11 protein-coding genes are annotated in these 13,497 nt (G+C 53.4%); 2 read left to right on the top strand and 9 right to left on the bottom strand.

Annotated features, from left to right (window positions below; genetic code table 11):
- Position 1: 1 nt before the first annotated feature.
- From napA to napF, 3 genes are read right to left on the bottom strand one after another with little or no spacing between them, the layout of a single operon-like run.
- Entirely contained in the window at positions 2 to 2,488 is a 2,487-nt protein-coding gene (gene napA / locus ACLJXE_RS01750) for a nitrate reductase catalytic subunit NapA (RefSeq protein ID WP_410749929.1), read from the bottom strand.
- A complete protein-coding gene (napD, locus tag ACLJXE_RS01745) occupies positions 2,485 to 2,748 on the bottom strand; it encodes a chaperone NapD (RefSeq protein WP_286629094.1) in 264 nt (87 codons plus the stop codon). Before napD ends, napA begins: the two co-directional genes overlap by 4 nt.
- On the bottom strand, positions 2,738 to 3,229 hold the full coding sequence (gene napF / locus ACLJXE_RS01740; protein WP_286629093.1) for a ferredoxin-type protein NapF: 492 nt from the start codon (positions 3,227 to 3,229) through the stop codon (positions 2,738 to 2,740). The genes napD and napF overlap by 11 nt, the downstream gene beginning before the upstream one ends.
- Positions 3,230 to 3,643: 414 nt before the next feature.
- On the opposite strand from napF, the gene eco reads away from it, so the two are divergent.
- Positions 3,644 to 4,141, top strand: a complete 498-nt coding sequence (eco, locus tag ACLJXE_RS01735; RefSeq protein WP_286629318.1) for a serine protease inhibitor ecotin — start codon at positions 3,644 to 3,646, stop codon at positions 4,139 to 4,141.
- A gap of 48 nt (positions 4,142 to 4,189) precedes the next feature.
- On the opposite strand, the gene mqo is transcribed toward eco, so the two are convergent.
- Positions 4,190 to 5,851 (bottom strand): malate dehydrogenase (quinone), encoded by a 1,662-nt coding sequence (gene mqo, locus ACLJXE_RS01730; protein WP_410749928.1) that lies wholly within the window; start codon positions 5,849 to 5,851, stop codon positions 4,190 to 4,192.
- 278 nt (positions 5,852 to 6,129) lie between these two features.
- On the opposite strand from mqo, the gene ACLJXE_RS01725 reads away from it, so the two are divergent.
- Positions 6,130 to 7,377, top strand: a complete 1,248-nt coding sequence (locus ACLJXE_RS01725; RefSeq protein ID WP_410749927.1) for a SulP family inorganic anion transporter — start codon at positions 6,130 to 6,132, stop codon at positions 7,375 to 7,377.
- Here the strand turns inward: ACLJXE_RS01725 and mgtE are convergent.
- The 5 genes from mgtE to apbE form a co-directional block, all read right to left on the bottom strand.
- Positions 7,340 to 8,776 (bottom strand): magnesium transporter, encoded by a 1,437-nt coding sequence (mgtE, locus tag ACLJXE_RS01720; protein ID WP_137384114.1) that lies wholly within the window; start codon positions 8,774 to 8,776, stop codon positions 7,340 to 7,342. The two genes, ACLJXE_RS01725 and mgtE, sit on opposite strands and share 38 nt — an antisense overlap.
- A 151-nt stretch (positions 8,777 to 8,927) precedes the next feature.
- Entirely contained in the window at positions 8,928 to 10,571 is a 1,644-nt protein-coding gene (locus ACLJXE_RS01715) for a multidrug ABC transporter permease/ATP-binding protein (RefSeq protein ID WP_410749926.1), read from the bottom strand.
- Positions 10,572 to 10,646: 75 nt separating this feature from the next.
- Positions 10,647 to 11,297, bottom strand: coding sequence for a DNA oxidative demethylase AlkB (gene alkB, locus ACLJXE_RS01710; RefSeq protein ID WP_410749925.1), 651 nt, complete (start codon positions 11,295 to 11,297; stop codon positions 10,647 to 10,649).
- On the bottom strand, positions 11,297 to 12,361 hold the full coding sequence (gene ada / locus ACLJXE_RS01705; RefSeq protein ID WP_410749924.1) for a bifunctional DNA-binding transcriptional regulator/O6-methylguanine-DNA methyltransferase Ada: 1,065 nt from the start codon (positions 12,359 to 12,361) through the stop codon (positions 11,297 to 11,299). The genes alkB and ada overlap by 1 nt, the downstream gene beginning before the upstream one ends.
- A gap of 79 nt (positions 12,362 to 12,440) precedes the next feature.
- The gene (apbE, locus tag ACLJXE_RS01700) at positions 12,441 to 13,496 is read right to left on the bottom strand and encodes an FAD:protein FMN transferase ApbE (protein ID WP_410749923.1); all 1,056 of its coding nucleotides are present in this window, start codon (positions 13,494 to 13,496) and stop codon (positions 12,441 to 12,443) included.
- Position 13,497 lies beyond the last annotated feature (1 nt).

Below are 13,497 nucleotides of genomic sequence, written 5' to 3'. Positions count from 1 at the left end.
GTTACACCTTCGCCAGTTTCACAGCGCACTTCTTGAAATCCGTCTCTTTAGAGAGCGGATCCGTCGCATCCAGCGTCAGATTGTTCACCAACTGTGCGGCGTCGAAGAACGGCATGTACACCAGCCCCTGCGGCGGACGGTTGCGGCCGCGTGTTTCAACAATCGAAATCACTTCACCACGACGGGAAACCACTTTAACCTTGTCACCACGGCGCAGATCGCGTGCTTTCGCGTCCAGCGGATGGATAAACAGTACCGCCTCCGGGAACGCACGGTGCAGTTCCGGTACGCGGCGCGTCATGCTGCCAGTGTGCCAGTGTTCCAGCACACGACCGGTGGAGAGCCACAGATCATATTCTTTGTCCGGTGCTTCAGCCGCCGGTTCAAATGGCAGTGCGAAGATGACGGCTTTTCCATCCGGTTTGCCATAGAACTTGTAGCTTTCTCCAGCCTTCACGTACGGATCGTTGCCTTCGCTGTAGCGCCACTGAGTCTCCTTACCGTCAACCACCGGCCAGCGTAACCCGCGCGCCTTGTGGTAATCATCGAACGGTGCAAGATCGTGTCCGTGTCCGCGACCAAACCAGGCATACTCTTCGAACAGGCCTTTTTGCAGATAGAAACCGAGTTCGCGAGATTCATCGTTTAGTTGATCTTCAGCCAGTTCGCTGACCGGGAATTTCGTTACAGCTGGCGTGGCAAACAGCACGTCATACAACGTCTTACCGCGCAGCTCGGGTTTCTTAGCCAGCAGTTCCTCCGGCCAGACATCTTCCGTTTTGAATCGGCGAGCAAACTGCACCATCTGCCACAGGTCAGATTTCGCTTCACCCGGTGCTTTAATCTGCTGGCGCCAGAACTGAGTACGGCGCTCGGCGTTACCGTAAGCCCCTTCTTTCTCTACCCACATCGCTGTTGGCAGGATCAGGTCGGCCGCCAGAGCACTGACCGTCGGGTACGGATCGGAAACGATGATAAAGTTGCGCGGATCGCGCCAGCCAGGCATACGCTCTTCGTTGATGTTCGGCCCAGCCTGCATGTTGTTGTTACACATCACCCAGTAGACATTGAGCTTGCCATCTTTCAGTGCACGATCCTGCGCCACAGCATGCAGGCCGATTTTCGCCGGAATGGTCCCCGTCGGAATGTTCCAGTGTTTTTCACAGATATCGCGGTGTTTCTCGTTCGTCACCACCATGTCCGCAGGCAGACGGTGAGAGAAGGTCCCGACTTCGCGCGCGGTACCACAAGCGGAAGGCTGCCCCGTCAGCGAGAATGGGCCGCAGCCTGGCTGAGAAATTTTACCAGTCAGCAGGTGCAGGTTATAGACCAGGTTGTTAGCCCATACGCCACGGGTATGCTGGTTAAAGCCCATCGTCCAGTAAGAGATGACTTTCTTCTTCGGATCGGCATACAACTGCGCCAGCTGTTCCAGCTGATCTTTTGGCACGCCGGTCATTTCTGCCGTTTTATCCAGCGTATATTCTGCGACAAACGCTTTGTACTCTTCAAAGCTGATCGGTTCAGAGGCGTCAGAACCTGGGTTTTTCGCCGCTTTTTCCAGCGGATGCGTAGGACGTAAACCGTAGCCGATATCCGTCGCCCCTTTACGCAGGTTAACGTGCTTGCTAAAGAAGTCCTGGTTTATCGCATTGTTTTGAATGATATAGTTTGCGATATAGTTGAGGATCACCAGGTCGCTTTGCGGCGTAAAGACGATGCCGTTATCCGCCAGCTCAAAGCTACGATGCTGGAAGGTAGAGAGAACGGCGACGTTGACGTTAGGATCGGACAGACGACGGTTGGTAATACGCGACCACAGGATCGGGTGCATTTCCGCCATATTTGCGCCCCACAGGACGAAAGCATCCGCATGCTCGATATCGTCATAACAGCCCATCGGCTCATCCATACCAAAGGTACGCATAAAGCCCACAACGGCTGACGCCATGCAGTGACGCGCGTTTGGATCGATATTGTTCGAACGGAAACCGGCTTTGAACAGTTTTGCGGCAGCGTAACCTTCCCAGATGGTCCACTGACCGGAGCCAAACATACCAACAGCTTCTGGCCCTTTCTCTTTCAGAGACGCTTTAAACTTCTCTTCCATCACATCAAAGGCCTGGTCCCAACTAATCGGGGTGAATTCGCCTTCTTTGTGATATTTGCCGTCTTTCATGCGCAGCATCGGCTGCGTTAAACGGTCTTTTCCGTACATGATTTTCGGCAGGAAATAACCTTTAATGCAGTTAAGCCCACGGTTAACCGGCGCATCAGGATCGCCCTGACATGCCACAACACGTCCTTGCTGGGTTCCTACCAATACGCCACAACCGGTACCGCAAAAACGGCACGGAGCTTTGTCCCATTTGATCGCTTCTTGCTGACCGACTACCGCGCGGGCAACGCCCGGCACGCTTAACCCGGCAGCCGCCGCAGCGGCCGCAACGGCGTTAGCTTTCATAAAGCTACGACGACTGAGTTTCATGGTGTTTCCTCACCTTGCTCATCCTGCTGGTGATAAACCAGCGACACCGCCAGTACGCCCGCAACGTTGCGCACTGACTCAATTGTTTTCATTAGCGTTTCACTATGCTCAGCTTCTACCACCACAATCAGCTGACCGCTTTCCACATCGCTGAGAGCAACGTCGCAACCCGGAAACGAACGTAGCTGCGTGGCGATATCGCTGATGTGCTGACTTTTGGCCTGAACGACCAGGCTGCAGACCTGCCAGTTAGTATCCATGGTTGTACTCCGCATTAATGGCTGATACCGGACAGATAGCGACACACGCGCCGCATCCGTTACATGCCTGATTGTCGAGCTGTGGCTGATAAATACCGGACAGCGTGGGGCGAAAGGTAATGGCCATGGGTTCACAGCTATCCTGACAGCGATGGCATTCAACGGACTGATGCGCGAGACAGTTGTCACCGATCGAAAAATTCAGATCCCATGCCCTGGTGTGGCGCGGAAGAAAAAGTGATTCGGGACAGGCCTCTGCGCAGGCGTAACAAAAGCTGCATTCGCCGTGTTTGAAATTTACGCCTGGATAACCGCCCTGGCCTCGCTGCAGGATGTCGGTTTCACACGCCTGGATGCAGGCGTCACAACGGAGGCAATGAGCCAAAAAATGAGAGTTTTCCATGCTCCACGGCGGACGAATCCCATTGCTGGCTTTACGCCAACTGCCTGTCAACATGCCTCGACGGGATAAATCAACCATGACATTGTCCTTCCATAATGACGCTCTCCCTGAGCGGGTTGAACGACAATAAAAAACGCACTATTTATGAGTAGTTATTTTTAGCCGTAAGATATTTCAGGATGTGTTAGAGGTGCATACCCCAATTGGGGTAAATGCTGTTGCCGGATCAAAAGAGTGTTGAGTTGGCGGAAAAAAACGCGCTTTTGCTCACATTTCAATGAGTTATATAGTAAATTATATAACGAAAACATCAGACAGAGAATAATCTCATAATTAAGATAAATCTTAGAACTTATCGCTACCCAAAAATACAAACCGTTAATTAATACACTTAAAATATAAGTAAATTTAGATTAATAGACGATGTAAATATGTTAACCTGCACTGGATACGTTCGAAAGACAGAAGAAAGGAAACACTGTGAACAATAAGATGAAGACAATTGTCCCTGCGGTACTCCTCGCCGCCTTCGCCAGCACCTCTGCGTGGGCGACAACCACCGATGCCAGCGCTCAGCCGCTGGAAAAAGTCGCCCCTTATCCTAAAGCGGACAAGGGAATGAAGCGTCAGGTTATTCAGCTTACTCCAGAGAAAGATGAATCTACTCTGAAAGTAGAACTGCTGATCGGACAAACGCTGGAAGTTGATTGCAACAAACATCGTCTTGGTGGAGAACTGGACAGCAAAACGCTGGAAGGTTGGGGTTATGACTACTATGTATTCGACAAAGTGACTTCTCCGGTTTCAACCATGATGGCCTGCCCGGACGGCAAGAAAGAGAAGAAATTCATCACCGCGTATCTGGGTGACGACGGGATGCTGCGTTACAACAGCAAATTACCGATTGTGGTCTACACCCCGGAAAACGTGGAGGTGAAATACCGCATCTGGAAAGCAGACGAGAACGTACAGAACGCAGTCGTACGTTAATTGAAGAATGCCCGATGGCAGCATTTGTGCCGTCATCGGGCATTTTGTTTATAGCGCGATATCCGCTACGGCTTTCTGCTCAGGTTGCGGTTGTGCCTGAGGTTTTAGCTGTGGTTTCGGTGCTTCATCAGCGACCTGCGGTTTATCGTACTTCAGACCCAGTACTTCGCTGGTGTATTGCAGCTCTTGCTCCGTAGCATCAACGTTGCCGTTCAGCTTCGTGCCATAAGACGGAATAATCGTTTTCAGCTTCGTCTGCCATTCCGGGCTGGCAACTTTATCTTTAAACACTTTTTCCATCAGATGCAGCATGATCGGCGCCGCGGTTGATGCCCCCGGTGATGCGCCCAGCAGCGCAGCAATCGTACCGTCTTTATCGCTCACCACTTCGGTACCCAGGCGCAACACGCCGCCCTTCTCTTCATCACTTTTGATGATCTGTACGCGCTGGCCAGCCTGCCACAAACGCCAGTCTTCTTTCTTCGCCTCTGGATAGTACTCCTGCAGAGCAGCAAAACGATCGTCGTCGCTGAGCATGACCTGGCTTACCAGATATTTGACCAGATCGAAGTTATCCAGACCAACATTCACCATTGGCATAAAGTTGGACGTGGTGGTAGAACTGAGCAGATCCCACAAGGAGCCATTTTTCAGGAACTTAGTGGAGAAGGTTGCGAACGGCCCAAACAGCACCACGCGTTTGCCATCCAGAATACGAGTGTCAATGTGCGGTACGGACATCGGCGGCGCGCCGACAGATGCCTGACCATACACTTTCGCCAGGTGACGATTGACTACATCAGGATTTTCTGCCACCAGGAACTGACCACCAACCGGGAATCCGGCATAGCCTTTCGCTTCCGGGATATCGGTTTCCTGCAGCAGTTTCAGTGCCGCACCACCGGCACCAATGAAGACAAACTTCGCCTTAATCGCGTGTTCCGCTTCGTTGTTTTTCAGATCGGCAACCGTGACGGTCCAGCTATTATCCGCGTTACGCTTAAAGCCGCGAACTTCGGTGCTCAGTTGTAGCGCAAAATTAGGCTTTTTCTGCAACGATGCAATCAGCTGGCGCGTAATTTCACCGTAGTTCACGTCAGTACCGATCTCGGTACGCGTTGCCGCAACTTTCTGTTTGGGATCGCGACCTTCCATAACCAGAGGCGCCCATTCTTTAATCTGCGCGTGATCTTCAGAGTAGCGCATACCACGGAACAGGGTGCTTTGCTGGAGTGCAGTGTAACGGGCACGCAGGAAATTCACGTTCTCGTCGCCCCAGACAAAGCTCATATGGGGAACAGTGGTGATAAATGAGCGGGGTTCATGCATCACGCCGTTGTTGACCTGATACGCCCAGAACTGGCGGGAAATCTGGAAGGCTTCGTTAATTTCGACTGCCTTTTCAATACTGATGCTACCGTCAGCCTTTTTAGGCGTGTAGTTCAGTTCCATCAGTGCGGAGTGGCCTGTTCCGGCGTTGTTCCAGCCGTTTGAACTCTCCTGAGCAACGCCATCCAGTCGCTCTACCATGGTCATTGACCATTGCGGCTCCAGCTCCTGTAAATAGGTTCCCAGTGTGGCGCTCATGATGCCGCCGCCAATCAACAGTACATCCGTTTCCTGCTCTTCCGCCGCTTTCGCTTTTGCTGCCATCGAGACAACATTCAGCCCTACAGCCATGGTGAAGAGCATGGCAGTCACTTTTTTCATAATGTTAATGCCTTACTTTTAGAATCGCTTTTTGCTTTTAGTGCAGGTGAAAATCGAGCGGTAACAACGGTAACACTTAAGTAAAAATAATTAAATATTGTTTATAAATTATATTTAAATTTTAAAAATGTTATTAATACGTTGATTCTTTATGTGGTTATTGACAATCATTTCTGGAAACCTCCCCGTCAGACAGGTACTATGCTGCGCTTTGCTATTCACCGCACGGATGCCTGTCGGTCTGCTGTCATCAGGCCTTTTCTGACCTGAGAGTAACTATGTCTGCAACACACTCTTCCCCTGCCGCGGTGGCAGAACACACCACCCGCACCGTGTTACGCCACCCCCGTCTGCTGGTTCGTGAAACGTTGGCTGGTGTGGTAACCGCATTGGCACTGATCCCGGAAGTGATTTCGTTTTCAGTTATCGCCGGCGTGGACCCTAAAGTCAGCCTGATAGCCTCGGTGGTACTGTGCCTGGCGATGTCCTTTTTAGGTGGGCGTCCGGCAATGGTTACCGCCGCTGCAGGATCGGTTGCATTAGTCATTGGCCCGATGGTGCATCAACACGGCGTGCAATACATCCTGCCTGCGGTAGTGCTGGCAGGGATGATTCAGATCCTGTTTGGCGTATTGGGGATGGCGCGTCTGATGCGATTCATCCCCACGGCAGTGATGACCGGTTTTGTCAACGCACTGGGTATTTTGATTTTCTTTGCCCAGGTCCCACATTTCTGGGGAAAAAGCCCGTTAATCTGGGGGCTGTTCGTCCTGACGCTGCTGATTGTGCTGTGGGTTCCGCGGTTTATTAAAGCAATCCCCGCGCCGCTGATCGCTATCGTGCTGCTGACCGTGTTCACTGTCACCAGCGGGCAACTGTTACCGACCGTCGGTGACGAAGGTTCAATGAGCGGCGGTCTGCCGGGCTTGACGCAGTTACTCGTACCGCTCAACCTGCAAACGTTAGCCATTATCTGGCCCTGCGCGCTGAGCATCGCTTTTGTTGGATTGATGGAATCGCTATTAACTGCACGACTGGTTGACGACCTGACGGTCACCCCGTCGAATAAAAACCGTGAAAGCACCGGACTGGGCGTAGCCAATATCCTGGCCGGTTTTTATGGCGGTATCGCCGGATGCGCGATGATCGGTCAAACGATTGTCAACGTTGAGATGGGGAAAGCTCGCAGCCGTGTTTCCACGTTTGCCGCCGGGCTGGTCTTGCTGCTGCTCGTCACCGCACTCAGCGAAGTGATGGCAAAGATACCGATGTCAGTACTGGCGGGAATTATGGTCATTGTGGCGGTGAAAACGTTTAGCTGGCACAGCATCCAACCCACAACGTTGGCCAACATGCCGGTCGCCGAAACGCTGGCAATGTTGGTTACCGTCGCCGCGACAGTCTCTACCGGCAACCTGGCGATTGGCGTGGTTGCCGGCGCGATCACGATGTTGATACTGCCGCGTATCGTCAGAGGGAAACGGGCGTCTACATCAAAAACAGCGTCGCCAGCCCCAGAAAAATAAAGAATCCGCCGGTGTCGGTGATAGCGGTAATCATGACGCTGGAGCCGACCGCCGGATCGCGCCCCAGCTTGACCATCGTCATCGGGATGATAACGCCCATCAGCGCTGCCATCAGCAGATTGAGCATCATCGCCAGGGTCATCACGCCGCCCAGCGCCATATCATCGTACAGCCACCAGGTGATGCCGCCCATGATCCCGCCCCAGACAAGGCCGTTGATCAGCGCTACCCCCATCTCACGCAGGATCAGAAACGTCAGGTTGCCGGGCTGAATATTCTGCAACGCCAGCGCCCGGACGATCATGGTGATGGTCTGATTGCCTGTATTACCGCCAATCCCTGCCACAATGGGCATCAGCGAGGCCAGTGCCACCAGCTGTGAAATGGTGTGCTCGAAACCGTCAATGACCCGCGAGGCAATAAAGGCGGTACAGAGATTAATTGCCAGCCACGCCCAACGGGTTTTTACCGCTTTAGTGACTGGAGCGAATACGTCCTCTTCGGCACTTAAGCCCCCCATTCGACGCAGATCGGTATCGGTTTCTTCATAAACCACGTCGACGATCTCATCGATGGTTAAGCGTCCCATCAGTTTGCCAGAGGGATCAACCACCGCAGCACTGACCAGGTTGTCACGTTCAAACGTACGCGCCGCGTTCTCGGCGATATCTTCCGGAGAAAATGTCAGCGGATCATCCTCCATCACTTCGCTGACTTTCCGCTGCACGTCATTGAGCAGAATACAGGTTAGCGTCAGTTCGCCCACCAGGACTTTATTGCGATCGGTCACGAAGAGTTTATCGGTGTTCTCCGGCATTTTTCCTAGCCGCCGCAAGTACCGCTGCACCACTTCCAGCGTCACGTCCGGACGTACGGTGATGACTTCGAACTCCATGATCGCACCGACGCGATTCTTCTCGTAGTGCAGCACCTGACGTACGCGCGCCCGCTCTTCAGCAGGCAATGATGCCAGCAGTCGACCGGTAAGGTTACGGGGTAAATGCTGTACCAGATAAATCTGTTCGTCGATGTCGAGATATTGCAGCGCATCCAGTAGCTCGCGGTCGCTCATCTCGTCGATCAGGTCATCCCACACATTTTCTGATGCTTCAAGCAGGACGTTGCCGCGTTTTTCACTTTCGACCAGTCGCCACAGGGCGTGACGTTCTTCGGAGGGCAGTGCTTCGAGGGTATCGGCCAGATCGGGTGGCGGCAGATGCGCCACCAGTGCCCCTACCTCAGCAATATCGTCGGCTAACGTACCGACGTCATATTGCTCAGCCAGGGTAAGCTTACCCAATAATGTTGAAATAATGGCTTTATCAGTAGTCAGTAGCCAGATAAGACGAGCACGTTCCTCGTCACGTAGCCTGGCGCTGTTTTTGTTTATTACGGACATCAATCATAAATCCATGATATGAAATATCATCAATCATGATGCCGAATTATGTAAATAACAATAAACGAGGCCGTCGGCTGGATAAAAAACCGACGGTATGCAGAGCCGTAGGCCCGATCAGCGTCACGCCATCGGGCAATAACGTACTGGTTCAGGCGGTGCGGGCGACCGCGTCGCGCGAAGCCGCATCACGTTCATCGTCCAGCAGTTCACTCAATTGCCCATTACGCATTTCCAGCAAACGGTCTGCATGAATAAAGTAATGATCATCATGGCTAATGGCGAAAATGGTTTTGCCCATCTCCTGCATCAGCGGCAACAACACCTGGTAGAATTCACGACGGAAATGCGGATCCTGATCGGCGGCCCATTCATCCAGCAGAATGATGTCGCGCTCCTCCGCTAACGCCAGCAGCAGCGCCACACGCTTTTTCTGCCCTTTCGACAGCTTCAGGTTGAGAATGCGCCCGTCGTTCAGTTCCAGCTTGTGCGCCATTTGCAAATGATCCAGCCACTTCGCAACCAGCGCCGGAGAAGCGTCTCTGCCTTCGGGCCCCAGCAATTTGTCAAACAGCCAGACGTCGGTAAACACGGCAGAGAACAGCTTACGGTAGTCCTCCGGTTTTTCGACAGCAACCGCCTTGCCATCCAGTAAAATCTCACCAGACTGCGGCTGGTACAATCCGGTCAGCAACATCGCCAGCGTGGATTTACCGCTGCCGTTACCGCCAATCAGGAAGATCAGTTCACCACGACGAATGGTCAGATTCACTGGCCCAACGGAGAACGCATTATCCTGATAGTGGAAAACCACGTTACGCAACTCCAGCGTTTGCCAGTTCGGAAATGCGGCTGGCCGCGGGAATTCTGCCTTAAAGGGGGCCAGGGAGAACGTATTCAGCTTGTTGAACGCCACCTGTGCAGTCAGCAGCGTCGGCAGCGCGCCGACGGCGGAGAGCAACGGCGTGCGCAGGAATAGCAACGTCAGCGAATAGGTTGCCGCCACCGCGGTATCCGCCCAGCCCAGACTGTTGGCCATCCAGAACACCAGGCCAATGGCTCCCAGCATCATAATATTTGACCAGTTGACCGCACTCAGGTGGAAGGTATCAGCACGAATAATATGGTGGCGGTATTCTTTGGCATCCGGGACGTACAGCTGGTTAAAGATATGTTCAGCACGTTCTCGGTTGAGCGTCAGTTCTTTGCGCCCTTCCAGCACCGTCTGGTAGTCGTGGTACAGCTTGTCTTCGGTTTCACGCAGGGTAGCCATGTGTTTATACACCCGCGCCACCAGCACAAATCCGCCCCAGATGGTGATTGCCATCCAGATTGCCGTCACCAGCAGCATTTTCGTCGACAATATGGCCAGATACGCCGCCGACCCCACGGTCAAAATAATCCCCTGTACCAGCTCAGGCAGGCGGACAAAGGCAATGGTAATGTTACGGATATCGCTGGTTAAACCGGCCAGTAACGAGGCGCTACCGATTTGCTCGATACGCTCGACGTGGGTGTCCAGAATACGTTTGATAAATTCGCTACGCAGGCGGTAGACAAAGTGGTGTCCCAGCGTGGTGAGCGCCAGCTGTGAACCGAGGGTGACGACCATCAGTAACAGCAGCAGGCCAAGAAACTCCGGTAGCACCATCAGCGTGGTGTCGACCGTTTCAATCAGGCGCTGATTGATAAACGCAATCAGCCCAATCCCCAGCGCGGCACTGGCAAGGCTGAGCGCCATGACGCTGATAAATGGCCAGCGATACTGCCGCCAGACAAGAAGTAAAAGTTCCATGCAAACAACCCGGGCAAGTAATAACAGCCCGCAGTTTAAACATCTCTTCGCTCACAGCAATAATAATTCTTATTTTTATTCTTTTTTACCTGCCTGGCGAAACGTCAGGTTGTAACGACAATCCCCCGTCAAGGGATGATACCCTGTTTTGAGAGGCTGGACGCCGTGATAAAACAGCCGCGAGTTTCCCCCCCATACCACCACATCACCATGCTCCAGCAATACTCGCTTTAAGGGATCGCTACGCCGTAAGCCACCAAACTGAAAAATTGCCGGCAGGCCCAGCGATACAGAGACGATAGGCGCTCGCAGGTCAGGTTCATCTTTATCCTGATGTAAAGACAGTTTTGCCCCCGGCGTATAGCGATTGATAAGGCAAGCATCCGGTTTAAAATCAGGATAGCCTGCGGCCGTTGCCGCCTGTTGGCACAGTTCAGCAAAGACCTCGGGTAATGGCGGCCAGTGAGCGCCAGTTAAGGGATCGACCGGTGAATAGAGGTAGCCATGTTGATCCGTTGTCCAGCCCAGATGGCCGCAATTCGTCATGGCCACCGACATCGTATAACCGCCAGGGGTGACCATCTGGCGAAACGGCGACTGCCTGGCGGTCGCCGCGATTGCCCGCAGTAAAGCGGGTGCAGATTCAAATGCAAAACGCCGCAAAATCACCGCACCTGAGGCCAACGGCTCGTGCCAGGGTTTCTCATCAGCAAAGAGATCGAGCATTATGTTTCCTCGCGGGTGGTCTCACGTTGCAACAGCTGCGCCTTGCGCGTTATTCCCCAACGATAGCCAGAAAGCGCGCCATCACCGCGGATTACGCGGTGACACGGGATCACAATGGCCAGTTTGTTCGCCGCGCAGGCACTGGCTACGGCACGCACCGCCTTCGGCTTGCCGATAGTGCTGGCCAGTTGCTGATAACTCACCGTCTCACCACAAGGGATTGTTCGCAGCGCTTGCCACACCTGTTGCTGAAAGGCGGTTCCCTGAATATCCAGCGGCAATGACAGTGCAGTATTGCGCGTATTTATCACGGCGATCACCTCACGCACATGTTGTTGAAACTCCGCATTGGCGGGCTCGTCATGTGCCGTCGGAAACAGTTCATGCAATTCGGCTATCAGCGTAGCATCGTCGTCGCCCAGCAAGATCGCGCAGATACCCCGTTCACTTTCCGCTACCAGGCAGCGACCCAGAGCGCAATCTGCAAGGGTATAGCGCACAGAAACATTACCGCCGCCTTTACGAAATTGCCTGGCGGTCATACCTAACGCGTGATCCGCTTTGCGGTAATAGCTGCTGCTGTCGGGGAATCCGGCGTCAAGAATCGCCTTCGTGACCGGTGTGCCTTTTGCCAGCGCGTCACGCAGGCGACGGGCACGCCATGACTGTTGCCAGGCTTTTGGGGTCATTCCGGTGGTTGCTTTGAACAGGCGATGCAGGTGAAACGGGCTCATCGCAACATGCTGCGCAAGAGTCTCCAGTGTGAGGGGGGACTCCTGCTCCAGCAACTGACAAGCGTGAGCTATTTTGTCCAGCCGCTGCTGTTGTGCGCTGTCTTTGTCCGGCTGGCAGCGTTTGCAGGGACGAAACCCTGCCGCCTGTGCCTGCTCTGCATCCGCGAAGAACCTGACATTTTTGCGCAGCGCATGTTTTGCCCGACAGGACGGTCGACAGAAGATGCCGGTAGTCTGAACAGCAAAAACAAACTGACCGTCAGCACCCGCGTCACGGTCCAGCACAAACTGCCAGCGTTCATCATCAGTTATGTGTAAGAAATTTGTCATGATGGACTCCTTTGTTAAGCATAGCGCTTAGCCTCAGTGTGTCCGCATTGCGGGTTATAAAAACCCGCAATCTTGCTTTTTAATTTTTTTCGCTGACCAGGAAGCTTTTAAATTGCGGCGACATCCAGGTTTTAAACCCTTCGCCTTCTTTAACAATCATATAAACCGCCAACCCTTCGCGACGCACAACCTCCTTGGCTTTTTGCGGGCCAAGCACCATTAGCCCGGTATCCCAACCGTCAGCCTCCAGCGCCGTTGGGGCAATCACCGTCACAGAGACCAGATTGTGTTCGATCGGACGACCGGTTTGCGGATCGATGACATGGGACAGACGTTTTCCGTCCAGTTCGTAATAGTTGCGATAGCTACCGGAGGTGCTGATGCCATGCCCATTGATATCGACAATCGCCTGTACCGCGTTTTCACGATCGGTCGGTTTCTGTATTGCCACACGCCACGGTTGCCCCTCGGCATTCATTCCGCGACTGTTCAACGCGCCACCAACAGAAACCAGATAGCGGGCGATCCCTTCCTGCTCCATCAATCGCGCCAGATGGTCCGCCGCATACCCTTCCCCCACGGTGGAGAGATCCACATACAGATCCGGTAAATCTTTTTGCAGGTAGTTCTGCCGCGTGTCATTGATCACGCTCAGGTGCTGCAACCCGGTTTGGGCTTTTGCCGCATCAATTCTTGCCTGTGTAGGTGTATGCAGCGGTTGCTGCTGTGGACCAAAGCCCCACAGGTTCACCAACGGCCCGACGGTGATGTCCATCGCGCCGTCGGTTTTTGCGCCAATGCGTAACGCCGATGTCACAATATCCGCCAGCGCATCATTCACCGGCCACGGTGACAGGCTTTTTGACAGGTTAAAACGCATCAGCGCAGAATCGTTCTTATAGGTAGAAAGCAGTTGATCATCAGCATCGAGCTGCGTCTGGATCTTCGCCTGCAACTCCCCGGCGCGTTTGGCATCCACGCCAACCACACTGACCCGCCAGAAAGTGCCCATGGTTTTGCCTTCCAGGACTGTCGCGGTTGATGGCGGGGTCTGGATTGATTTAGGGGCCTCATCGCACCCGACAAAAAAGAGTGTTGCTGCCAGCAGCGCTGCACGACAAAAAGTCATATCCATA

The organism is Citrobacter sp. U14242 (assembly GCF_046555775.1).
In the GTDB taxonomy this organism is placed as follows: domain Bacteria; phylum Pseudomonadota; class Gammaproteobacteria; order Enterobacterales; family Enterobacteriaceae; genus Citrobacter.
The sequence above is the reverse complement of the archived record's forward strand: the minus strand, read 5'-3'. Positions and strand labels throughout refer to the sequence as shown.